We start from the raw sequence: 23,693 nt of genomic DNA on the forward strand, positions 1-23,693 counted from the left end.
CACCCCCCAGGTCATGCGTGCGACAGGGGGCAAACAGCCATACCGGGCCCGGGGGCCAGGCGCCCCGTTGCGGGGCCATGAGAAAGGTAACGGGGCAGCCGTTGCCAGTAAGCGAACAGCAGCTCGCTGCCTTCGCTGACACCCACGCCTGGCGCGTCCCGTTCGACGCCAGTCCACGCCACCTGGCCGGCCCCGGCGACGGCCGACACGTCACCCACGGCCTGGCCGCGGCGGATAGACACGCACGTCCGACCCGCTGAGCCCCGAGATCGTGCTGACGAGCCCGGACCACCGGCACAGGCTGCAGTTCGCCCCGCAGTCCGCCACCGCCGCTCGGTGGCGGCTGCGGACCGAGCCCACCGACACCGAACCAGGCTGGTACGCCGAATTCGGCGAACTCGTCCCCGCCGAGGTCCTCAGCGCTGTCACCGATGCCCTCGTCCCCCCCTCGACCGCCGAGCCACGAGACCCTCTGGACGCAGCAGACGTCGCGGGCTGGCTCATCGATGCACGCGGTGCGGCCAGCTCGCCGGACACCGCGTGCCGCATCGAACGGCACCCCGACCGGAACGGCACCGTGTCGTGGCACGTGGAAGCGTACGAGCCCGGACACGGCTCCCGTGGCCCCCGGCTGTGGCACGCCTGGTTCGATGCCCGAACGCCCACTCGCCTGGTGGAAGCCTTCGTCACCGCACTCGCCGACTCCGCCCCGCTCCAGCGCGGCATGTTCGACCGCACTGCCCACGGCGCCGTGCAGGAGCCGAGCCCCTTGTCCCCGCAGCACGTGGTCGACGCGCACACCGAGCGCGTCCACGCCCTTCGTGCCCGGGCCCGTGCCGTCCGGCGGCACCCCCAGCCCGAGACGGCCAAGGCCCCCGCTCCGCCGCCATCCCCGCCTGCCTCCCTGCGGCGATGACCGCCGAACGGGACTCCGAACGTCACCGCCCCTCAAGGACCCGTCATTTCCGCCATCCCCGCCTCCCACCGCGCCGCGCTGAAGCAGCTCTCCGCCTTCCTGCGCGAGAGCGCCTACATCCTGGCCAACTGGGACTACTACTCCGAAGAGAACACCGACCTCGACGGCTGGCCGTTCGACGAGCAGGCCTACGGCCTCCGACAGAGCCAGCGCGACCGCGAGACCGCCGAAGCAATCGAGGCCATCCGCCCCACCGCGCGACAACTCCTCGCCACCGCGGAAGAACAACTCGCCCAGCTGCCCGCCCGCGCGGTCCAGACCCGCTGGGCCTTGCAGCTCGGCACCCCGCGCGCCGCGCTCGACCGCCTGGACGCCCTGCACCAGGAGTGGCAGCAGACCCGCGCCGACCTCCCCCTCACCGCGCGGCCCGGCACGCCGACGTACGACGACGCACTCGCCGACCACGACGCCGAGGCGTGGAGCTACCTCGACGACTGGGCCACCCACGGCCACGCCGTCATCGACATCAACACCACTGCCCGCAGCACCCCGTCGCCCCTGGCCCCGCCGCCGACAGCGAAGCCGGCGCCCGTGGCCGACCGGACCGCCCCGGTACGGAGGTAGTGGTGCTCCCGTCTCCCGAGACCGTAGAGGTCGAGTACATCACGCCACGCCGCCTGGCCGGCGGCGGTGATCCCGCCTGGATCACCGTGCTCCTGCACCGCGCCTGCGGCTGGAGCCACGGCGACGACCCCTTGATGCCGCGCGTCATCCTCACCAGCCCCGACCAGAAGGCCCAACTCCGGCTGGATCCCGCCCCCGCCGGACAGTGGTGGACCCTCCACCACGCTCCCGACCGCGGCCGGCCCGCCTGGTACGCGAGCTTCGGTGCCCATACCCCGGTCGAAATCATCGCCGGTTTCGTCGACGCCCTCACCGGCCCGCGCCTCACGCACGACGAGGAGGCTGATCCGTACGGCCCACTCCGGCAAGCCGGCTGGGAGCCCGCCTGGGCCGAGAACGGCCTCGTCTCACCCGACGCAACGACCTACATCCAACACCCCGTCGGCGAAGAGACCGGCCCCTGGGTCGCCACGGCCACGCTCGGTGAATCCCGCCCGGTGTGGCAGGCCCGCTTCGACGAACACACACCCCCGCATCTGATCGCCGCGTTCACCGCCACCCTCGCCGCCCCGACCCCGGCCATCCGCACCGCCCCGGGGCGCCTGCCGCCCCTCGACCCGAACCGCATCACACGGACCGAGGCGAATATGCCCGTCGACCTGATCGCCTTCGCCCTGGAGAACCGCATCCGCACACTCGCCGCCCGCCGCGAAGTGCCGCCGGCGGCCCCGAGCGCCCCGCGCCGCCCGCCTGCCCACCCGCGCCGCACCCGCTGACCCACGGCTCCCGCCCTCCGCCCGGAAGCACACCACCCCTTGCCTCCTTCCACCAACAAGCCCTCCGACGGCTACGACATCGCCTTCCGCCTCCTCCTCGGCGTGGCCGCCGTCGTCGTCCCCCTGTCCCACCTCGCCTGGCTCTCCGGCAACATCACCGCCTGGCTGACCGACCGGCCCTGGGCCTCCTACGCGCCCACCACTGCGCTGCTCCACCCCGACCAGCTCTGGCCCCACACCGGAGAAACATCCCTGCTCATCGGGGCCCGCATCGTCCCCGCCGCCGCGCTGCTCGTGCTCGCCACCGCAGCCGGCGTCCTGTGGTCGCGCCACAAGACCAGCGGAGGACGGAAGAAGAAAATCGCCGGCATGGCCAAGCCCCGGGACATCGAGCCCCTGATGGCCAAGGCCATCACCGACAAGGCCCGCTCCCTCCGACCGAGCCTGAAGACCGCCAAGCACATCGACGCCCGTGACACCGGCATTCTCCTCGGCAACCTGCAGGGCACCAAGCACGAGGTCCGCATGGGATACGAGGACGTCGCCGTCGCGATCATGGCCCCGCGCTCCGGCAAGACCACATCGCTGGCAATCCCCTCCATCCTCAACGCGCCCGGCCCGGTCCTCCTGACCTCGAATAAGGCGGCGGGCGACGCGTACACCGCGACCATCGACGCCCGGGCCGCGGTGGGGCGGGTGTGGTCGATGGACCCGCAGCAGATCGCCCACGCCGCCCGCGAGATGTGGTGGAACCCCCTCGCGGACGCCAAGACGCTGGACGGTGCCGGCCGCCTGGCCGGGCACTTCCTCGCCGCCTCGGTGGACGCCTCTCAGCAGGGCGACTTCTGGTCCAAGGCTGGCAGCAACATTCTCGCCCAGTTGTTCCTCGCCGCCGCGCTCGATGACCGGCCCATCACCGACGTCATGCAGTGGCTCGCCTTCCCTGCCGACCGCACTCCGCTGGACATCCTCCGCGACCACGACTTCACCGCCGTCGCCGCCCAACTCAAGGGCACCGTCGAGGGCCCGTCCGAGACCCGCGACGGCATCTACGAGACCGCCCGCCAGTACGCCGCCGCTCTGCTGAACTCCGAGATCGCCGCCTGGGTCACCCCGCAGAAGGACGTCCCTGAGTTCCGCCCGTCGCAGTTCGTCACCTCCACCGACACGCTCTACCTGCTGAGCAAGGACGGCGGAGGCGGAGCGAGCGCCCTGATCGCGGCGTGCGCGGACTCCGTGATGCGGGCCGCGACCGCCCAGGCCGAGCGCGCCGGCGGGCGGCTCGATCCGCCGATGCTCGCGATCCTCGACGAGGCCGCCAACGTCTGCAAGATCTCCGACCTGCCGGACCTGTACTCCCACCTCGGCAGCCGCGGGATCATCCCGTTCACCATCCTCCAGTCCTACCGCCAGGGCCAGAAGGTCTGGGGCGACGCGGGAATGGACGCCATGTGGTCCGCCTCCACCGTGAAGGTCATCGGATCCGGCATCGACGACCCGGACTTCGCCGACAAGCTCTCCCGGCTGATCGGCGACCACGACGTCGAGACCACCTCCACCTCCCACTCCGAGTCCGGCAAGTCCACCTCGGTGTCGATGCGGCAGGAGCGAATCCTGCCCGCCGATGCCATCCGCGCCCTGCCCAAGGGCACCGCCCTGTGCTTCGCCACCGGCATGCGCGCCGCCATGCTCGACCTGCGCCCCTGGTACCTGGAACCCGGCGCCGACAGGCTGTCCGCAGCCTCCGCCCGCGCCTCGAAGGCCATCACCGCCCGCGCCGTCGCCAAGCACGCCCCCGCACAGGACGACTTCGGGCTGGCCTCTTGATCCTCGACCTCTTCGCGGGGCCGAGCGGCTGGAGTCACGCCCTGACCGTGCTCGGCGCACGCGACATCGGCCTGGAGTGGGACGAGTGGGCCTGCAAGACTCGCGCCGCCGGCCAGTTGACCATCCGGACAGACGTGGCTCTGTACCCGACGTGGCCGTGGGGGGGCCGGACGCGGGGGCTGATCGCGAGCCCGCCATGCCAGGCATGGTCGATGGCCGGCAAGCGCCTCGGCCTGGTGGACCAGCCGCTCGTGCACGAAGCGGTCGCCGACCTGGCCGGCGGCCGCGACACGCGTGACCGGCTCCTCGCCGCCTGCCGGGACGAACGCTCGCTTCTCGCGGCCGAACCGATGCGCTACCTCCACGCCCTGAACTTCGCCGGGGAGCCGGAATGGGTCGCCATGGAGGAAGTGCCGGACGTTCTGCCCCTGTGGAAGCAGTATGCGGCCATCCTGCGGTCCTGGGGCTTCTCCGTATGGACCGGCATCCTCAACGCCGCCGACTACGGGGTGCCGCAGACGCGGCGGCGGGCGATCCTGCTCGCCTCCCGGGTCCGCACCGCCGAACCGCCCCCACCGACCCACGCCCGAGAGGCAGAACCCGAGTCGCTGTTCGGGCCGGGGTGCGTCCGCTGGGTCAGCATGGCGGAGGCTCTGGGCTGGGGCGCAACCGACCGGCCCGTCCCCACGGTCTGCGCCGGCGGCGGCCCCGGGGGCGGGCCCGAGCCGTTCCCCTCCGGTTCCCGCCAGACTCTCGCCCACGCTCGCGACCGCGGCCACTGGCAGCCCCAGCACGCCGGCGCACACGTGGTGCTCGAACCCCAGACCCGCGGTGCGGGCCGGACCGCCCGGCACGGTGCACGCGCCGCCACTCCCGCCCACAAGCCGGCACCCACCTTCACCAGCAAGGCCACCCACTGGAAGTGGTCCCTGCGCAGCAACAACCAGGCCAACGCCACCGTCCGGCCAGCGACCGAGCCAGCAGGAACACTGTTCTTCGGACACCGCGCCAACGAGTGCACCTGGATCGCCGAGCCCGCCAGCGCCCCACCGCACGAGGAAGCCCATCCCACGCCCGCCCCCATCCGGATCACCGCCCCGGAGGCCGGCGTTCTGCAGAGCTTCCCCGCCAACTACCCCTGGCAGGGCAACAAGGGCCAGCAGTTCTCCCAGATCGGCAACGCCGTCCCCCCGCTGCTCGCCGCCCACCTCCTCGCACCGCACCTGCGCGTGCCCCTCAACCCCGACGACTTCACTCTGGCCGCCTGATGTCAGTCACCCCCGCGCCCGACGAGGACGACCACCCCGACACCCATCCGCCGCAACCGGTGTACTACGCCGAACAGGCTCTCCTCGGCGCCCTTCTCCTTCAACCTCACCGCCTGAACGACATCACCGAGATCGAGCCCGACGCGTTCTCCCACCCCGCGCATCGCGCCCTGTTCACCGCGATCCGCACCCTGGCAGCCCCCGACCCGGCCCAACACGCCAAGAACACAAAGTGGCTCGACGAGGTCCTCGCCACCGCACACGAGCACACCCGAGGACTGACCACCTCCTACCTGCACACACTGATCCAAATCTGCCCCTCGCCCAGCCACGCGTCCGCGTACACACGGATGATCGAGACCGATCACGCCCGCCGCACCCTGGAACACCACGCCCACCGCCTCACCCAAACCGCGACGGACGCCACCCTCTCCCAGCCCGTGGCAGCGACTCTCGCCGCAGCCGACGCGCTTACGGCCTGCCTTGCCGATCTCGCCGCACGGTTCCCTCCACACCCCGGCTCCCTGCCTCGCACACCCGCGCCACCGCCGCCCCAGGCGCAGGACGCCGACGACGAAGCGGTCGACGAGGAGCGGTTCCTGCTCGCGACCGCGACCGCCCACCCCGCTGAAACCGCGCAAATGCGGTGGCTGACCGTCCAGGACTTCACCCACCCTCTGCACGCCGGCCTGTGGCAGTGCCTGACTGCCCTGACCCGACGCGGCGCTCCCGTCGATCCGGTCACAGTCCTGTGGGAGGCCCAGCAGCGGGGCCTGCTCACCGCCGGAGTCGAGCCGGCCGGCCTGCTCAACCTCCTCACGGCAACGGCGGGTTCCCCGCAGTACTGGGGCGAGCGCATCCTCCAACGCTCCCTCCTGACGACCGCGCATGAGACCGGTCGCCGCATCGAGGCATACACCGACGACCCGGCGACCACCCCGTACCAGCTCGTCATCGGCAGCCGCCGCGCCCTGGCCGACCTCAACGCGCTCCGTACTCGCTGGGACCACGCCACCTCGCCGACACCCCCTGGCAGCCGCCCTACGCGTACCAGGGCCGCGACTCCGCCCCGGACCGGGCCGCCACGCACCGCCACGCCGCCTACCACCCGCATCTCCCGCTGACCCCGACCGCCGGTGGCCGGACTCCCGATAGTCCGGCCACCGGCAGAAGAGAGCGCCAACTTCGTGACGCCGCCTGTTGAAGACGCCCATGTCCGCCTCGATATCCACCCCACGCACCCCAGCGCCGTGACCGCCGTCGTCACCGGCACCAACCAGGACCTGGCCCGCAGTGTGCTGACCGCCTACGGCTTCGAATCCCTCGACGAGCACACCCTGGTCATGGCCCGCATCGACCACGAGGAGCCCTACTGGGCCGAGAAAGCCGCCCAGGCCCTCACCTCCCAGGGCATCACTACAGAGATCACCCCCCGGCTACGCGGAGCGATCGACGAAGAATGGGAATGGGCCAACTACCCCATGCCCTGGTGCACACGGGAGGAGGTCCGCGAGGTCTCCAACGAAGCCCAGAAGATCTACGACGACATCTGCCACGGACGGCTCCTCATCCACGCCCACGCCGAAGACGGCCACACCATCGTCGCGGTCGGCACCTACCTCGACAGCGGCAAAAGCGTCCACCTCCATGGCGAGAACCACCTGCGCCAGGTCGCCGACACCTTCGACTCACCCGCCCAGGCCCTGATGTCCTTCGAACGCGCCCACGAAGACACGATGCGCGCCGGCCCCGCACCGACGACCGACACCGAGCGCCAGGCCGCCGAAGCCCGCACCTCGCTCACTACAACACCCGAGCCCGAACCGGCCACCCCGGAGCCGGAGACTGTCCCGGCCTACACCGCAGATCCCGGCGACCACGACGCCGCCCTCGACCAGTTCCTCAACACCCACGGCGACTGGGAGAAGTGGCGGACCTGGTCCGACGACACCACCCACGCCATCCACGAATCCCAGACCCTGCGCATCGAGCGCGTCCACGAAGCACATCCCCGCGAGGCCGCCTGGACCGTGGCCGCCTACGAGACCCCCGTCTCCGACCGCATGTGGCACCTCACCATGGCCGGCACCACGCCCGCACCCATACTTCAGACCCTGCTGGACAGCCTCGCGGAAGGGGACGCATGGGAGAGGGCGATCGGCAGCCCCACCACGGAGAAGACCGTCACCCAGGCCACCCGCCCCCTCACCGACGCTGGCTGGCGGCACACCGTGGACGGACGCTGGATTCGCTGGGAGACCGCCCAGGGCGACGCAGGCGTCCAGTTCGACGCCTTCGCCGCCCAGAGCCCGCACAGCACTCTCGCCACCTGGACCCTGTGGGCCGGACCCAGCATCAGCCACCCCGCCTGGGCCATCCACGCCTCTCCGTACACGCCCGCCCCGGTGATCGCCCGCCTGACCGAGGAACTCGCCCACGGCACCGGCACGCGTCAGCCCGCATCCGGCGCACGCCGGCAGCTGCCGCTCACCACCGCACCACCGGTACCCACCGCTCGCTCCGCGTCCAGAACGGCGCCAAGAAGGTAACCACAGCATCTGCCACGGCATCACTCGTAACGGCGAATTGATACCAGGCGACTCAGGTTGCGCGCGTGGAGGTCGGCCGCTGCGACAGTGTCCGGGTGATTCCCGCAGACGTGAGTGATGCCCCGCCCCTAACCTACGCCGACAGCGTGGACGTGCCCGTGCTGTTCCGCAGCGGGCCGGCGAAGCGGCCCTACAAACAGTGGCGGACTGCCAAGCACCAACCGTGGACCTCACCGGGCGCGTTCCCGGCGAAGAACAGCTGGTACCTGCCGACGACCACGTGGCGGGAGATCGTCAAGGCTGCCACCGAAGTGGGCCGTGACGTCACACCTTGGCTGCACCAAGCGCAGCAGCTGGCCCGCGGCGAACTGGTCGCCCGCGTCGCCCCGCTGTACGCCTACCTCGGCATGCACGACGTCACCCCGAAGCATCCACTCCCGCACAGCGCCGGTCAGCGCCTGACCGTGAACGCCGTATACGAGCACGGCACCGAGCGCACCGCCAAGAGCATGCTCGGATACCGCCTGGGCATGACCATGGCCGAATGGGCCTGCCGCTCGCTGATGGGCCTCGGGCAGACTTGGCACCTGGAAGATGGTGGCCCCATCCCCTCCCTCGCCACCGACTTCAAAGATCCGGCCCGAACCCTTCCCGACCTGTGGGGTTTCCACGAGGCCGAGAACGCGTATTGGCTGATCGAGGCCAAAGGCGGCAACGTCCGCAAGAACCGTCTCGTCGAGGGATGGGAGCAGCTCGAAGAAGGCAGCAAAGTGCTGCACGCCTACGCACACCGCCGCATCCTGTGCGGCGCGTCCGTGCAGCCCCAAGGCGACCTGTTCATCACCATCGACCACGACCAGCACCCGGGCCAGCCACCGCAACCGGTCGGCGCCCACACCACCCCCGCGGCGCTGGGCACCCCTGAGGACCATCTCACTGACAGCGACGACGCCCTCCTGAGCACCGCCCGCACACAGATGCTGGCCTACCTTGTTTTGCGCTCCGCCCCGCCCTCGCAGCTGCGCACCGTCGGTCTGTCCGCAGACCGCTCCCCCCGCCGCCGCAACGGACTCACCACGCCCCTGGAACGGGACCCCGCAACGCGTGCGCTACGGGCTCACGCCCGCGCCGAGACCACACAGGCCGATCCGGAGACCCTTCGCCTGCACGCACGGACCATCGGCATGGACGACTTCCTCACCTGCCGCATCCCCGGCACCGAACTGCGCCTGGGCATGTCGCGCCGCCTGTTCGCCGCCTGCGAGCAACTGCACCGTGAAGATCGGCTGATCGCCGAACGCACCCCGGGCTTGCGTGCAGAGGACCAGCGCATCGCGGACGAGCCAGCCGACGAAGAGGCCGAGGAACAGCGCCGCCGCACCCAGCGGCGCATCTTCCGTGAGGAGTTGGAGCTGGGACGCCAACGCATCGAGCCACGGGTCCGCGATGCATACGAGCAGGCGACCACGCGCCAGTGGAGTGACCTCCTGTCCGGACATCCGGAGCCGCCATTGGACGTTGACGACCACCCTGACCTTCTCGAAGCAGCCACCCCTGAGACCTATCTGGCGCTGCGCGCAGACGACCTCCCGCACCACCACCGCTGACTGACAGTTTCGCCCAGCCACCGCAGCGCAGACGCACGTGACCCCGCGGACGGGGGACACCGCAGGGTCACATTCGCAGGGTAGCGCGCAGGGTCACCTGTGGGCGTCCGCCGCGCAGAACTCCCCATGCATGGGCTCGGTCGGCAGAGCAGCGGGCAACGCACCGTGGGATTGCTGGTTGGCCAAACCGGCGATCCCGCGGATCATCAATGGCCCACCGCCGCTACCTATCCCAGCGTTGAAAGAATCCGCGGAGCTCCACCGCCGGCTGCCGAGCCGCTCAGGGCCTCTACGCCTCTCCGTCCTGCACACCTCATGCCGCCCCGTATGCGAGTCGGAACAGATCCTGAGCCCGATCCAGTTCCCGCTCGCCTCGCAGCTGGACCTCCAGATCGCCTGTGCCATGGTGACCGAGACCCCTCACATCCCGCGTGAATCCCGACACCAAGTCGACCTGCCTCGGGTCGGCCTTCAGATAGACCAGAAGCTTGGTCTTCTGCGGCGGGCACACGCAGGCGAAGTTCCGCAGACGCTGATACGCCCGGTAGTGCTTGCGCTGCACCCGGCTCACCCCGTCCCCGAGGCCGAGCAGCGTCTCGTCAACCGCCTGCGCAAGGCTCGCCAGCGCAGCGCCCTGTTCATCAACCACGGAACCGGCCGACTGCCGCGGCACCCGCCGTACGACCAGCGCACGCCCGCCGACGGACGCCACCGTCTCAAGGCCAAGCAGGTCTCTGCTTCCGCAACACCTACATGCTGAACGGGTCAGCAGACGAGGAGTTCAGGCAGGCGCGCATAGCGGTAGGGTGCCGCTGCACCCGATCTTCGCCGACGCTCCGGACGAGGACGGGGCCTGACCGAGATGATGCCGCAGATCCGGTAACGACGTCGACCAGGGCCACCTGTCCATCTCCACCACACGGTCGGCGGTGTCGATGCAGAGGACTACCTCCTCCGTGACTGTGATCTCCACACTCTCCGGCCGAGGACTGTCAGATGCGCCTGGCACGATGCCTGGCATGAGCCCGACACCAGAGCTGACGCAGAAGACCCTGACCGAACGCGGCTTTCGCGGCTTCGTGCCGTTCCGTGAACTGCCCGACAGCAACGTCCCCACCGGGCACGGAATCTACGTGGTGATCCGCACGGACACCTCGCCCCCGTCGTTCCTGCCCACCAGCCCTGCCGGACACCTCAAAGGCCGCGACCCGTCCGTGACGGCCGACAAGCTCGGCGACGCCTGGGTGGACGGGGCAACGGTCGTGTACATCGGCAAGGCCGCGGGCCAGGACGGACTGAATCAGCGGCTTGCCGACTACCGCCGCCACGGCACCGGACTGCTGGCTGGCCATTGGGGCGGTCGCTACATCTGGCAGCTGGTCGACTCGGACGCATTGCTCGTCGCCTGGCGGCCGATGACCGAGGACGACGCGGGTGAGGCTGAGCAGGACCTGATCGACGAGTTCAAAGAGCTCCACGGAGGATCTCTGCCCTTCGCCAACCTCAGGAACAACGCCCGAAAGGCTCCGGAGACGGACACCAACATCGACTAACCCCGGTCACCCTGCACCGCCCAGGGGCCGTGCGCCGCGCCGACACCGGCCGCGGCCCTTGGGCGTTCACAAGCGCATGCGTGCAAGATCAACTCAATGTCCCTTTGACCCGGCCCCGGTGGGCATGGGAACTGTCCGGTGCGAAGGACGCCGTCGGCAAGACCACAGTCATCGCGGACGGCGGCTACCGAGGAACCGGCCTGGTCATCCCACACCGCCGCGAACCAGGTCAGACCGAACTCCCCGCTTGGAAGGAGGAGCACAACACCTCCCACCGCAAAGTCCGAGCCCGCATCGAGCACGCCTTCGCCCGGATGAAACCCTGGAGGGTCCTCCGCGACTGCCGCCTCAAGGGCGACGGCGTCCACCACGCCATGCTCGGCATCGCCCGCCTCCACAACCTCACCACCGCCGGGTGGCGGAGAAACAAGCAGGCTAACAAGCACGTCCGAGATCATTTACGGGACAGGCCTCAGCGACGGTAAGCGGTGGCTGCGGCCAATCGGGCAGGAGGGCCGCTGGCAGGCGATAGGTCGTACGATTGGTCGCCGCTTCGGCCTATGCATAGCGTTGATCACCAGGGGGAGCCGTTGTGTCCGACCGTATTCAGACGCTGCAGCAAGGCGACCCGCTTCGCATAGGTTCCTACCGCGTCGTGGGACGACTGGGCACAGGAGGCATGGGCACCGTCTACGCCGCTGTCGAGTCTGCGGGAATCCGGATGGCGGTCAAGGTCGTACATCCGGCACAGGCCGCGGACGACGAGTTCCGCGCCCGCTTCCGGCGCGAAGTGCATCTCTCCCAACAGGTCACGGGGCCGTGCCTTGTCCCGGTCTGTGACGCCGACACCGAAAGCCCAACCCCCTGGCTAGCAACACCCTTCGTCCCTGGCCCCACCCTGGACCGGCACGTGACCACCGTGGGCCCCCTGGGCGGAGCTGCACTGTGTGCGCTGGCGGCCGGCACAGCAGCAGCACTCACCGCGATCCACGACGCAGGCATCGTCCACCGGGATGTGAAACCGCAGAACGTCATCCTCTCCCCCACAGGGCCGAAAGTGCTGGACTTCGGCATCGCCCACGCCCTGGACGGCACCTCCGTGACCCGCACCGGAGTGATGACCGGCACTCCGGGCTGGATCAGCCCCGAGCAGTACCGCACTGGCGAAGTCGGTGCAGAAGCGGACATCTTCGCGTGGGGTGCCCTCATCGCCTACGCCTCCACCGGTCGTCTGCCCTTCGGCAGCGGCGCTGCCGACGTCGTGGCCTTTCGAGTCCTGTCCGCCGAGCCGGATCTGGACGGCGTACCAGACGATCTACGGCCTTTGGTGAAGCAGGCCCTGTCCAAAGAGCCGTCCGGCCGGCCGACCGCTGCCGAACTCGCCCAGGCCAGCACAGAGTTGCTCGCCTCACAGGAAACAGCCGTCCTGCCCGCCGCCGGTGCTGGCCAGCAGCCCACCCTCGTCGCCGATCTGATCAGCCTCAATTGGAACCTGCCAGTCGAAGCCGAACCCGGCTGGCCGGCTCCGCCACGGAACCGTAACCGTATGCGGCTGTACCTGGCAGTCGCTGCAGCGGCTGCCGTTCTCGGCGGCCTGGGCGGCGCCATCGCCGCCTCCCAGGCATCAGAGACCGGGGAAGGACAAGCCCCTGCGACAAGCGGTGCGTCCACCGTGGCAGCCGGCAGTGCGGCTGCCACTGCTCAGCGTTCCCCCAGCCAGGTCGAAAGCTCGACAGCGTCTGCTCCCGCAGTGCCGACCGCTACACCGCACACGCTCGAGGCGGCTCCGGCACCCGCCTACACCCGCACCGACAATGCGCAGCCCACCATCGACGAATGGACTGCCGCCCGCGTACCGGTCACACCCGCAGAGAAAGCAGCCGCCCAGCGCCTGATCAACGACGCAGCCCCCGTCCTCAAAGGACAGAACTACATGGGCGACGACGTCGTCGTCACCTTCAACCCCCAAGCACAAACCATGTTCGTCACCTTCGGACCCGGAACTTTCCCCGAAGGACAGGACTACCAGGACGACCCCAACTGGACCGACATCCGCCGCGGGCTGATGTTCGGCAGCTGCTCCGAAGCACAGCAAGACTTCCACAACGACATCACCTGGCCATACGGCCGCGCCGTCGTCGTCTACCGAGAATCCATGGCCAGCCCACTCATCGCTGACTTCCGCGACGCCACCCACATCGACAGCTGCCGCGTCTGACCGGTCCATTGCCGGGTAAAGCGCTCCGGGTCCGATGGAGGCTCCACCGATCCCGGAGCGCTTCATAACGCTGGTGGATGCAGCGTGTGAGTGCTCGCGCGGCGGCTTCCTGGCCGGCTTCGCTGGCGATCAGATAGAAGGTGAGGCCGAGCTCGCTGGCCCCACACATCCTCGATGAACCACCGCAGGGCGTACATGCCTGGACGAGGGCTGAAGGGATCGTGGCTGTCGGTGGGAAGCCCTATGGTCGTTCCCACGCCACGACCGGACCGATCGCCGAGGGGGACACGATGCAGGCGAAGGAGACGCTGTTCGCTGATCTCGTGCAGGGGAGGGCCCAGCAGTTCCAGGTGCCTCTCTATCAGCGGACGTATTCCTGGACGGAGAAGCAGCTGGGACAGCTGTGGAGTGACATCTTGGAGCAGGCGGAGCTGCTGGGGTCCGAGGAGAAGGCAAGCACGCACTTCCTTGGTTCCGTCGTGCTCGCGCCATCCCCGCAGAACGAGGCGACGTTCCCCCGCTGGCTTGTCGTCGACGGTCAGCAGCGGCTGACCACGCTCTCCCTCGCCCTGGCCGCAGTCCGCGATCACATCGCGGACGCCGAGCCGGACGAGGCAGAGCGCATCGACGAGGAATACCTGATCAACAAGCGCAAAAGCGGCAACGACCACTTCCGGCTGCTGCCGACCCAGGCCGACCGGCCGCAGTTCGCCGCGCACGTCCGAGGGCCGCGCGCGGAGCAGACCGTCGGCGGAAGTGTCGCCACGGCCTATGCCTTCTTCCGCCGCAAGCTCGTCGAGGCGGCCGACCCGGCAGCCCCGCAGGACGTGTTCCGCATCGAGCAGGCCATCACCTCCCGGCTCACGCTGGTGGCGGTGACCGCCGAGCGCGGGGACAACGTGCACCGCATCTTCGAGTCCCTCAACAACACCGGCCTCAAGCTCAGCCAGGCCGATCTGCTGCGCAACTACCTGTTCATGCGGCTCCCCACCCGCGGGGAGCACGTCTACGAGACCTACTGGCTGCCCCTGCAGGACAGTCTGAGCAACGACGAGCTCGAACAGCTCATGTGGCTGCAGCTGGTGCTCGACGGGGACGACCGGGTGCGCCGTCAGGACCTGTACGCGGCTCAGCAGCAGCGCTTCGAACGCGGAGAGGTGAGCGAAGAGGAGATCGAGGCGTACATCAAGGAGCTGCACCGTCGCGGCGCTCTCTTCCGCCGGCTGCTCCACCCCGAAGAAGAGCCGGACACGGCGGTCCGCGCCCATCTGCACCGTCTGGACACCTGGCAGGCCCAGGTCACCTACCCCGCACTCATACTGTTGTTCGACCAGCGCGAGCGCGGAGAGCTCGACTCCGCGGACACGGCCCGCGCGATGTCGTACATCGAGAGCTTCCTGGTACGCCGGATGATCTGCCGGGTACCGACGAACAACCTCAACAGGATCTTCCAGGCCGTGCCCGGACAGCTCCCGCTCGACATGCCGGTCGCCGACGGCCTGCACCAGCTCCTCTCCGCCAACAACCGCTTCTGGCCCGACGACGAAGAGCTGCGCGAGAAGATCCGAACGGCGCCCTTCTACCAGTACGGGCGCTGGCACCAGCGCAAGATGGTGCTGCAGCGGCTGGAGGAGAGCTACGAACATCCCGAACCGGTGGACTTCGCCGCCGCCCAGCTCACCATCGAGCACGTCATGCCGCAGTCGCCCGGCAACGAGTGGATCCGGATGTTGAGCGAGGACGTGGCCGACGGAGAAAGCGCGGAAGACCTGCACTCCCGGTTGCAGCACACGCTCGGGAACCTGACACTCACCGCGGTCAACTCGGAGCTGTCGAACCACCCCTTCGAGCGCAAGCAGGACTTGCTGCAGGGCAGCCACCTGGAGATGAACCGCCGCATCGCCGCCACCGAGCGCTGGGGCGCGAAGGAGATCCGCGCCCGCGCCGACGAACTCGCCGACCGTGCGATCGCGCTGTGGCCGGCCCCGCTGCGCGGAGTGGGCCGCGCGGAGCGCAGCCGGGACTGGCAGCTGGCCCACCAGGTCCTCGCGGCGCTCCCCCACGGCACCTGGACCTCCTACGGCGACCTGGCCGCCTTCCTCGGCTCCGGCGCCCAGGCCGTGGGCAACCACCTGGCCAACACTCCCGGAGTGGCGTACGCGTACCGGGTCCTCACCTCCGAGGGCAAGGTCTCCGACGGATTCCGGTGGGCGGCGCCCCAGGACGCCGGGAGCGACGACGTCCGCGCCCGGCTGGCCACCGACGGCGTCCGCTTCACGGCCACCGGAGCCGCCGACCCGGCCCAGCGACTCACCGCCGACGATCTCGCCGCACTACTCGCCGGCACGGACGACGACGAGACGGACGGCGAGAACACCGCTGAGGACAGCACCGTGGTGGCACCGGGCGAGGAGACCCGCGCCGAACGGTTCTTCCGCCAGCTCACTGCGGACGACTCCCCTGAAACCGTCGAAGCGGTACGCGCGCTCTTCGCCCACTGGGAGGGACTCGGCGGCTGGATCGGCCACGGCGCGGGGCGCGTCACCACCAGTGCGTTCCTCATGCTCGGCGAAGCGGGCGGACCCGGCCGCGGCATCTGGCCGCTGACGTTCTACCCCGGTACCGGGCGCGGAGGCACGGCGGAGGTGATGTTCCAGTACCTCGCCGCGCGTGAGCCGTTCACCGACCGCGCCCTGCGCGCCGCACTCCTCGCGCGTTTCAACGCATTGGACGGCGTCGACATCCCGGAGGGCAAGCTGGAGCTGCGCCCCAACATCCGGCTGTCCATCTTGGAGAAGGACTGCAACCGCGTACTCCTCGCCGAGACGCTGACGTGGTTCCGGGACCGCTGGGAGGAGCGGAGCACGTCCTGAGACAGGCTGCAGCCAAGCTGTGGTAAGGGAGCGGCTGGATACGTCCGGGCGGCAAGAGACCGCCCGGATTCGCCGTCTGCACCGGCTCCCGGTGGCATGGCGTGCGGCGTGCGCGCCCCGCGCGGTCGTGGGAAACAAGGAACGCATCGGTACCCAACTCGCATGCGCTCGGAGCCGCATGGTCCGGGTTCGTCGCGGGCCTGAGGGGGTCGCCATATCATCCGCCGCGAAAACAACGGATATCACTGACCTGACCTCCTAATGAGGTTGTCAAGCCGCAGAGGTGACGGGGACGGCGGGGTCGTAGCACCGTCCGTCACGGATCAGGGCCCACAGGACGTTCACGCGTCGCCGGGCCAGGGCGAGGACGGCCTGGGTGTGCCGCTTGCCCTCGGCGCGCTTGCGTTCATAGAACCGGCGAGAGGCGTCGCAGGTGCGGATGCTGATGAGCGCGGAGGTGTAGAAGACGCGCTGCAGTCCGCGGTCGTAGCGGCGGGGCCGGTGCAGATTGCCGCTGACGCGGCCGGAGTCGCGGGGCACGGGAGCGACGCCGGCGAGGCTGGCCAGCCGGTCGGGGGTGCCGAAGCGGCGAAGGTCGCCGGCGGTGGCGGCCAGGAACTCCGCGCCCAGCAGCGGCCCGATGCCGGGCATGCTGCCGATGACCTTGGCGAGGTCGTGGGCGCGGAACCGGGCCTCGATGAGCTTGTCGATCTGGGCGATCTCCTCGCTCAGCTCCAGGACCTCCTTGGCCAGGGTGCGGACCACTTGGGCGGTGATCTGTTCCCCGGGCAGGGCGGTGTACTGACGCTCGGCCGCGTCCAGGGCGGCGACGGCCAGGGCTTCGGCGCCGCGGACCTTGCGGTTGCGCAGCCAGGTCTCCAGACGCCTGCGGCCGAGTCGGCGCAGGGCGGCCGGGGTCTGGTAGCCGCTCAGCAGGGTCAGTGGGCCGAGGTTGCCCAGCTCCAGCTCTCGTTCCAACGCGGGGAAGATGCTGGAGAGTTGGCCGCGCAGACGGTTGATCTTCCGGGTGCGGTCGGCAACGAGGTCGGCCCGCCGGTTGGTGAGGACGCGCAGCTCGACGACCTGCTCGTCCTCTGGTCGCAGGATGGTCAGGTCGCGGCGCATCCGGGCCTGGTCGGCGATGACGGTGGCGTCCTTGGCGTCGGTCTTGCCGGTGCCCCGGTAGCCGGCGGAGGCCCGGTTGACCGCGAGGCCGGGTATGTAGACGAGCTGCTGGCCGTGGTTGAGCAGGGTATTGACCCACAGGGCGGCCATGCCGTCGGCGACGTCGACCGCCCAGACGACGTCCTCGTCCAGGGCCAGGACGTCGGCGATCAGGGCCAGCAGTTCCGGCTCGTCGTTCAGCACCCGCCGGGACAGCAGTCGGTTGCCTTCGCTGTCCAGCACCACGGCGTGGTGGTGGGTCTTGCCGATGTCCGTCCCCGCCCAGATTCGGGCCATGGGTTCCTCCGGTCGTTCGATGTACACGTGCGTGCCGACAACGACCGCGCCGACGTGGTCCTACACAGCGATGCACCCGCAGGGGCCCGCAGCTCCTAATTAGTGGCCGGGTCGTCGTGAGACGCCGGGCGGCCAGGTCAGGTGAACCATCGCGGGCAACCCTATGAGAGCCATACCCGGTGTCTCTGGGCCTCTGGACCTTACGACTGGCCCGTCCAACCCGTTCAAGAAGGTAGGACTCTATGAGGGCCGGGCCCCCTTCCCCGCACAGCCCGGTGGATTCTGGTTCCGGGACCCCATACGTGCTCGGAAAGGAGGCCCTCAATGTCGGTCTACGTCGGCATCGACGTGCACCGCAAGCGCTCGCAGATCGCGGTCGTTGATCATGATGGTGCGGTGCAGGTGAATCGGAACGTGCCCAACGGGGTCGAGACGGTGCTCTCGGTGATCGGGGATCTTCCGATCGGAGCCCCGGTGGCCTTCGAGGCCGCCTACGGCTGGGGCTGGCTGGTGGAACTGCTGGAGGACTACGGCTTCGAGCCGCACCTGGTGCACCCGCTGCGGTGCAAGGCCATCGCCTCCGCGCGGCTGAAGAACGACAAGGTCGACGCGGCGACCCTCGCCCATCTGCTGCGTGCGGATCTGCTGCCGGAGGCGTGGATCGCCCCGCTGGGGGTGCGCCAGCAACGGGCTCTACTGCGCCACCGCTGCCAGCTGGTGCGTCTGCGCACGCTGCTGCGCAACCGTGTCCATGCCGTCCTGGCGGACTATGGCTGTGACCGCTCCGGCAGCTACTTCACCACTCCGGGACGGGTCTGGCTCGACGGCTTGGACCTGCCGGACGCCTCGCGCCGCGTGGTCGACGATCTTCTGGTCCTGATGGACGCCCTCAAAAAGCCGATCGACGCCCTGGACCAGCAGCTGGTCGCGCACGCCCGTGGTGATCCGCGGGTCAAAACCCTCACCCAGCTGCCGGGGGTGGGTACGCTCACCGCCCTGGTCATCGTGGCCGAGATCGGTGACGTCAGCCGTTTCCCCTCCGCCCGCAAGCTCGCCGCGTGGGCGGGGCTCACCCCGACGGTCCGCAGCTCGGATATGACGGTCCCGCACGGCCACATCTCCAAGCAGGGTTCGGACTGGCTGCGGTGGATCTTGTGTGAGGCCGCCCGGACCGCCAAGCGGTCTCCGGAGTTCGCCGCCTCCTACCAGCGCCTCGCCCGGCGCCGTGGCAAGAAGATCGCCACCACCGCGATCGCCCGCCGTCTGCTCACCCACGCATACCACCTGCTGCGCGCGGTCCAGGCGCAACACGTCCGGCAGGGGACTCGATGACACCAGCCGACGACAACCGCCAGGGGTGGTCGCAGACTCCGGGTCCGCTCGCATCTTCCCATGAGACGGGCTGTCGCTCGTGCTCGATGACCTGACTGAGCAGCCCGGATCCCCGAACCAACCACGGTCATGGCGCCGGCCCACCCGGCCAGACGCCGAATGGGTGGATGTGAGCTCACTCCGCCAGGCCATCAGCGCATCGGGGGCGTCAACGACCTAATCCCTGAACATTGGTGACGCTTCCTCGCCCCCGACTCAGGGCTGCCGCTCGTCGGCCCTGCCACAAGCACGAGGAAGACCCACCATGGAAAGCACCTCGGCTAAGAACAAAAAGCCGCAGGCCGGGGTCACTTCTACGCTTGACAGGCCCGGCCCTCATGGGTGGGACGATGCTGCTCGGAGCGCGCTGCCGTCCGCGAGGCTGCCGTGAAGGCTCCGGTTCAGCCCCGTTGGCGGGCTGCCGGGTGAGTGCACGTGCATCTCCGGACGGTCACGCTGGCCGCCGCTCTACCGGGGGTGGGTCTTTTCACGCCGGACCCCGCGTTGGTATATCTGGGCGACACTAGGGGGTGGCTGGCCACTTCCGCCGTGCCGGAAGGTCGGGCATCTTGAATACCGCACCCATATGCGGTCGCTGCCGTCAGATCGTCGAACTGCGGAGCGGGATCATCGTCCTGCATTGGAGAGAGGGTTTCTCTTCTTCCCCGTGTCCTGGGTCCTACCGCGCGTCCACGAACGTCCGCTGGCTGAAGGGCGAAGAGCTCGAGCGCTACCAGCTCGAACGGGCAGGGAGGGCCAACCGCCGCCGCCAGCGCCTTCGGGCCGCCCACGACGCTGCCCGCCGCGCCATGAACCCCTACGACGACGACCCAGTTCCAGCGCCGGAATTGCTCCCCATGCACGAAGGTCGCCGCTACGTGGCCGTCATGCTTCCCGGCTCGGGCCCGGCGGACGTGTGGCTCCCGGGCAAGACCCGAGGCGAACAGCAGCGCTTCATCGGCCGCTTCCTGCCCAGCACACACGGCCTCAGGTGGAACGAGAAGCGGGGCTGCTGGAGTGTGCCTACCCGTCACTTCCTCGAGCTGGCTCGACACCTGCTGCGCTACAACCAGGTAATCATGCTTGGGCGTGAGTTCAACCCGTACGAGAGGTGCAACGGCGCCTGCCGTCACGCATTAGGCCCCGACTGCCAGTGCTCATGCAGGGCGAAGTATCACGGTCGAGGGCGATGGAAGGCAGGATGGATCGAGGTGAACGAGTTCGACACCGACTACCGCGGGGACTCCTGGCACTGGACCATCTTCACCCGCGCTACCGACAGGCGATAGTGATATTGGCGTGTTATCTGTGGGACGTCTCCACGCCTCCCCGGGGCACCGACTGCCCGTCAGCTGTCCACCAGGACTGATCGAGACTTAGCGCACGATCCAAACGCGGATGTTCCTCAACCCCCGCCTCCAGCACGCCAGAACTTACCTTCGGCAAATCTCTTGTACTCACTCAAAATCTTGTGCATTCTTCAAGCGTGACTTCAGAGGAACTGCTGGACGACATCTTCGCCATCCGCTGGCCGCTGCCGCACTTCCCCGAGGACGACCAAACCCCTCCGCACGCACGCGGCGCCGCAGTGGACGACGCGTGGAGGCCCCGCGTGGCCTTCCTCCGGAGACTGGGAGCCGCAGCGGCAGACCACGGCCCGGACTACGATCCGCTCCTCGCCGCTCTTGAGGACCTCGTCGCGATCAAGAAGGCCGCCGATGAGCAGATTCGCCTGCTCCTGGCCTACGGCCGGGTCTACGTCACCCCGCGCCCGCACACACTGGAAACCCTCGGCCAGGCCGCCGGCCTCACCCCCTCAGGCGTCAGCCGCGCCTTCGGCGCCAAGGAGATCCTCGCCGTCGGGAACCTAACCGGCCAGCGCCCCGCCGCAGTCGAGATCAACGATCACCACCCCGATATCTTCCCCGGTGATGACAGCCGACGGCGGTGCACCTGGGGAGGCAGCAAGAACAACCCCTGCACCGACGAGCCCAAGTACGCTGTCACCGACAAGTCCGGCACCAAGTGGGCCTGCTGTGACAGCCACCTGCCCGGCTACCTCCGCTCCCGCCCCGCGCCTGAGCCGAACGGGCACTCCGCGTAGGCCCTGTACTGCCGAAGCTGCCGCCAAGTAGCGCTGTGTAGTCGAGCCTTTGCCGCCGACCCGGTCATTTGCCGTCCACATGGGGGCGGGCCAAGTGGCGCAATGGGGAGGTCTTGTCCCACACGTGCCAGCGCGCACCGCACACGGGGTCGGTCTCATACGTCACCTTCGCCGGGAAGCCGTCGGCCCTGACCCGCTCGACGGGCGGACCGGAGAGCACCCTGCCGCATCGGGGGCAACGGTCTGGGGTGCGCATGGGGTGCATGCCCATCGTTGTTCCTGTTCCTGGTCCTGGTCCTGTTGTTTCGGCGTGCGTGTTCGCGGGCTTCGGCGGCCGGTCGCGGGTCCGTGAGGCGGGTGGCCAAGTGACGGAGCTCCAGCTCCCGCCCCTGTTGGTGAACGCTATCCATCCTTGGACGTCCGTCGCGCCGCCGTCGCAGGACAGCAGACGCCAGGCGCCGGGGGTCCAGGCGAAGACCGCGTCCTGGCCGAAGCACCGACCCAGTTCACGCGCCGCCGAGTCGCTCAGGCCGGCGACGGCGGCGCTCTGCTCGATGTGCGTGCCGTGCGCATCACCTCCCGCTGCGGGCCACCACGCGAGCCCTCGCCGGTCGAGATCGTCGAGGAGCAGGGCCTGAGCGCGGGCGTTGTCCTCGTCGAGGGCGGGACGGCCGTGGGCGTCGCACGCCGTGACGACGTGGAGGGCGGCGGTGCCGGCAGGTTCCGGAAGTTCGGGGAAAAGGCCGTCGGCCGTGCCCCGCGGACGCGGTCTGACCCGTACCGTCCGGTCCGGGAATCGGATATCGACGACCGTCCGCCGGTAGAGTTCCCAGTTCGGGGGTGTGGTCGCAGGGTCAGTGACCTGCATGAGGGCCTCCTGTGGACGAAGGACCCCCTTACCCACCGGCAGGGAGATCGGTGCTCGCTCCCACAGGGCCGTGGGAGCAGATTCTCGGCGCTATCGGCGTCGTGACCGAGCGGAACGATGCCACAACACCGGTCAAGGGACAAAGCATTGTGGATCACATTGTGCAGAATCCGGACAGGTGTTACTTTCGCGTCCGGTCACGAGTTCCAGCGTCAAGTCCCGGCTTGCTGGACGACATCCCGCTCGCTGCGGATGCCCCGGGTGACGGCCAGCCCGGCGCGCGGTGCGTTGGGGAACCGCAGATCACCGGGGTGCGGACGTGCACTACCGGGGTCCATCGACTCCGGAAGGTTGACCGCCCGTGCCCGTTTCCGACGCGATCCCCGAATTGCCGATGAGGCTGCAGGTCCAGAAGCCTGAGCCGACACCCGAACCCGCCATGTCCGCAGTCGCAGAGCCGGGCCGCGCGGGCCTGGTGACGATCGGCCTAGATGCTGCCCGGGCGCTGTTCTCCACGGCCGAGGCGAGCGGCTTCGGCCGACCAGGAACTGACGAGATCTTCGACCAGTGGCTCGACAGCGGATTCGACGTCGCCTTCTATCGCAACGCAGACCGCCCCCTTCAGGCACGTGCCGTCAGCCAGGAGGATCGTGTTCCCGAGTCGCTGACCAACAGCCCTATCGGAGAGGCCTGGTTGGAGTCGGTCTGCCTCAATCCTCGCCGGCTCGCACCAGTCGAGCCTCGGGAGCCGGACCCGGTATCCGCGGAGGGCGAGGAGGCTGACGGAACAGATGCCCGGACCGGTGCCGGCATGCCCGGCAACCGCTGGGGAGACGAGGAGGACAAGCGGCGGTACGCGAAGGTGGAGTATCAGGATGACGGCTGCGTTCTGACGGTCGTGGGCGACTTCACCGAAGGAACGGGGAAGGAGTCGGCCTATCACCTGGGTGGCGAAATCACCTCGTACACCGGCGGAGATTGGTTCGAAACGCTCAGCACCCTCACTGAACTCGCTCAGGCAAGGCTGGAAATGGAGGGATGGACCCCGGACGGCCAATGGCAGATCCGGTGGTCCTCCAGCGTGTGTGACGTCACGAACCCGCCGAACGGGACCATTGAGGTGTTCGAGCAGTACGGCTTCGATCCGGACGAGATCACGCAGCACTATGTGTGCATCTACAGCCAGGGCAGCAACGGCTACACCGTCGAGTTCATCGCGGAGCACCGGGGAGAGGACCACGTCATGTACCTCCAGCTGGGGTTGGATCCTGGCAGTGAGGAGCCGGGCAGAGGCAGTCTCGAAGAACTGCGGAGCCACCTGGAGCAAGCGACGGAGCGGGTGCGGGAGGCCGGCTACACCACGCTCGATGGCGACTGGACCGTCCACTGGACACGCTGCCACGTGCCTCTGGCCGAGCTGTGATCGACTGACGGCCCCAGGCTGCGGTGTCCTGTGCCTGTTGTTTCCTTCCAGCCGAAGGACGAAGAGGGCGAGCAGCTGCCGCCCGAGTCCACACTCCTGGCACAGCACCACCACCAACGGGCCGGGGCAGCCCAACACGGCAGAGGCAAACCGCGGTCAATCTCAGCTTGAATTTAAAGGTTCCCCCTCGGCCTTCAAGGTCGGGGGGTGTCTTGTTTGTGGGGGTGTTTGCCGACGGGGTGGCGGGGTGCGGGG

At 69.1% G+C, this 23,693-nt stretch carries 16 protein-coding genes, 2 pseudogenes and 1 riboswitch; of the genes and pseudogenes, 15 read left to right on the forward strand and 3 right to left on the reverse strand.

Going from position 1 to position 23,693, the window contains the following annotated elements; genetic code table 11:
* Positions 1-271 precede the first annotated feature (271 nt).
* The 8 genes from ACFY3J_RS37935 to ACFY3J_RS37970 all read left to right on the forward strand — a co-directional run bounded on the left by ACFY3J_RS37935 (position 272) and on the right by ACFY3J_RS37970 (position 9,567).
* A complete protein-coding gene (locus ACFY3J_RS37935; protein ID WP_390842804.1) occupies positions 272-916 on the forward strand; it encodes a DUF317 domain-containing protein in 645 nt (214 codons plus the stop codon).
* Positions 917-1,246: 330 nt separating this feature from the next.
* A complete protein-coding gene (locus tag ACFY3J_RS37940) occupies positions 1,247-1,540 on the forward strand; it encodes a hypothetical protein (protein WP_390842805.1) in 294 nt (97 codons plus the stop codon).
* A 2-nt stretch (positions 1,541-1,542) separates the two neighbouring features.
* Positions 1,543-2,316: a DUF317 domain-containing protein gene (locus tag ACFY3J_RS37945; protein WP_390842806.1), complete on the forward strand. Its 774-nt coding sequence runs from the start codon at positions 1,543-1,545 to the stop codon at positions 2,314-2,316.
* A 39-nt stretch (positions 2,317-2,355) separates the two neighbouring features.
* Positions 2,356-4,143 (forward strand): type IV secretory system conjugative DNA transfer family protein, encoded by a 1,788-nt coding sequence (locus tag ACFY3J_RS37950; protein ID WP_390842807.1) that lies wholly within the window; start codon positions 2,356-2,358, stop codon positions 4,141-4,143.
* Positions 4,140-5,411, forward strand: coding sequence for a DNA cytosine methyltransferase (locus ACFY3J_RS37955; protein ID WP_390842808.1), 1,272 nt, complete (start codon positions 4,140-4,142; stop codon positions 5,409-5,411). The genes ACFY3J_RS37950 and ACFY3J_RS37955 overlap by 4 nt, the downstream gene beginning before the upstream one ends.
* Entirely contained in the window at positions 5,411-6,535 is a 1,125-nt protein-coding gene (locus ACFY3J_RS37960; protein WP_390842809.1) for a DnaB-like helicase N-terminal domain-containing protein, read from the forward strand. The genes ACFY3J_RS37955 and ACFY3J_RS37960 overlap by 1 nt, the downstream gene beginning before the upstream one ends.
* A gap of 126 nt (positions 6,536-6,661) precedes the next feature.
* Complete coding sequence (locus ACFY3J_RS37965; RefSeq protein WP_390842810.1) at positions 6,662-7,960, forward strand: DUF317 domain-containing protein; 1,299 nt, start codon at positions 6,662-6,664, stop codon at positions 7,958-7,960.
* A gap of 65 nt (positions 7,961-8,025) precedes the next feature.
* Positions 8,026-9,567 carry a gamma-glutamyltransferase gene (locus tag ACFY3J_RS37970; protein ID WP_390842811.1) on the forward strand — a complete coding sequence of 514 codons (1,542 nt, stop codon included), beginning with the start codon at positions 8,026-8,028 and terminating at the stop codon, positions 9,565-9,567.
* Between the two features lie 313 nt (positions 9,568-9,880).
* Here ACFY3J_RS37970 and ACFY3J_RS37975 read toward each other — a convergent pair.
* Positions 9,881-10,300: pseudogene (locus tag ACFY3J_RS37975) on the reverse strand (DUF5655 domain-containing protein); the annotation flags it as partial.
* Positions 10,301-10,586: 286 nt separating this feature from the next.
* On the opposite strand from ACFY3J_RS37975, the gene ACFY3J_RS37980 reads away from it, so the two are divergent.
* The 4 genes and pseudogenes from ACFY3J_RS37980 (at position 10,587) to ACFY3J_RS37995 (ending at position 16,211) form a co-directional block, all read left to right on the forward strand.
* On the forward strand, positions 10,587-11,120 hold the full coding sequence (locus tag ACFY3J_RS37980; RefSeq protein ID WP_390842812.1) for a hypothetical protein: 534 nt from the start codon (positions 10,587-10,589) through the stop codon (positions 11,118-11,120).
* Between the two features lie 122 nt (positions 11,121-11,242).
* Positions 11,243-11,605 (forward strand): annotated as a pseudogene (locus ACFY3J_RS37985) (transposase); the annotation flags it as partial.
* A gap of 194 nt (positions 11,606-11,799) precedes the next feature.
* Positions 11,800-13,338 (forward strand): serine/threonine protein kinase, encoded by a 1,539-nt coding sequence (locus ACFY3J_RS37990; protein ID WP_390842813.1) that lies wholly within the window; start codon positions 11,800-11,802, stop codon positions 13,336-13,338.
* A 290-nt stretch (positions 13,339-13,628) separates the two neighbouring features.
* The gene (locus ACFY3J_RS37995) at positions 13,629-16,211 is read left to right on the forward strand and encodes a DUF262 domain-containing protein (protein ID WP_390842814.1); all 2,583 of its coding nucleotides are present in this window, start codon (positions 13,629-13,631) and stop codon (positions 16,209-16,211) included.
* A gap of 270 nt (positions 16,212-16,481) precedes the next feature.
* On the opposite strand, the gene ACFY3J_RS38000 is transcribed toward ACFY3J_RS37995, so the two are convergent.
* Positions 16,482-17,672 carry an IS110 family transposase gene (locus ACFY3J_RS38000; RefSeq protein WP_390842815.1) on the reverse strand — a complete coding sequence of 397 codons (1,191 nt, stop codon included), beginning with the start codon at positions 17,670-17,672 and terminating at the stop codon, positions 16,482-16,484.
* A 324-nt stretch (positions 17,673-17,996) separates the two neighbouring features.
* Here ACFY3J_RS38000 and ACFY3J_RS38005 point away from each other — a divergent pair, with 324 nt between their 5' ends.
* Both ACFY3J_RS38005 and ACFY3J_RS38010 read left to right on the forward strand, forming a co-directional pair.
* Positions 17,997-19,004, forward strand: a complete 1,008-nt coding sequence (locus ACFY3J_RS38005) for an IS110 family transposase (protein ID WP_390842816.1) — start codon at positions 17,997-17,999, stop codon at positions 19,002-19,004.
* A 1,525-nt stretch (positions 19,005-20,529) separates the two neighbouring features.
* Positions 20,530-21,147, forward strand: a complete 618-nt coding sequence (locus ACFY3J_RS38010) for a hypothetical protein (RefSeq protein WP_390842817.1) — start codon at positions 20,530-20,532, stop codon at positions 21,145-21,147.
* A gap of 64 nt (positions 21,148-21,211) precedes the next feature.
* Here ACFY3J_RS38010 and ACFY3J_RS38015 read toward each other — a convergent pair whose 3' ends face one another.
* Positions 21,212-22,015 (reverse strand): DUF3293 domain-containing protein, encoded by an 804-nt coding sequence (locus tag ACFY3J_RS38015; RefSeq protein WP_390842818.1) that lies wholly within the window; start codon positions 22,013-22,015, stop codon positions 21,212-21,214.
* Between the two features lie 195 nt (positions 22,016-22,210).
* A riboswitch (SAM riboswitch) is annotated at positions 22,211-22,320 on the forward strand.
* Between the two features lie 56 nt (positions 22,321-22,376).
* Here ACFY3J_RS38015 and ACFY3J_RS38020 point away from each other — a divergent pair.
* Positions 22,377-23,438 carry a hypothetical protein gene (locus ACFY3J_RS38020; RefSeq protein WP_390842819.1) on the forward strand — a complete coding sequence of 354 codons (1,062 nt, stop codon included), beginning with the start codon at positions 22,377-22,379 and terminating at the stop codon, positions 23,436-23,438.
* Positions 23,439-23,693 lie beyond the last annotated feature (255 nt).

Source organism: Streptomyces sp. NPDC001231 (assembly GCF_042896885.1).
Lineage (GTDB): Bacteria > Actinomycetota > Actinomycetes > Streptomycetales > Streptomycetaceae > Streptomyces.

Bases quoted from the DNA above. Each gene is read 5' to 3' on its own strand.
- ACFY3J_RS37960 (WP_390842809.1), top strand. From the start codon at position 5,411: ATGTCAGTCACCCCCGCGCCCGACGAGGACGACCACCCCGACACCCAT.
- ACFY3J_RS37980 (WP_390842812.1), top strand. From the start codon at position 10,587: ATGAGCCCGACACCAGAGCTGACGCAGAAGACCCTGACCGAACGCGGC.
- ACFY3J_RS37990 (WP_390842813.1), top strand. From the start codon at position 11,800: ATGGGCACCGTCTACGCCGCTGTCGAGTCTGCGGGAATCCGGATGGCG.
- ACFY3J_RS37995 (WP_390842814.1), top strand. From the start codon at position 13,629: ATGCAGGCGAAGGAGACGCTGTTCGCTGATCTCGTGCAGGGGAGGGCC.
- ACFY3J_RS38000 (WP_390842815.1), bottom strand. From the start codon at position 17,672: ATGGCCCGAATCTGGGCGGGGACGGACATCGGCAAGACCCACCACCAC.
- ACFY3J_RS38005 (WP_390842816.1), top strand. From the start codon at position 17,997: ATGTCGGTCTACGTCGGCATCGACGTGCACCGCAAGCGCTCGCAGATC.
- ACFY3J_RS38015 (WP_390842818.1), bottom strand. From the start codon at position 22,015: ATGCAGGTCACTGACCCTGCGACCACACCCCCGAACTGGGAACTCTAC.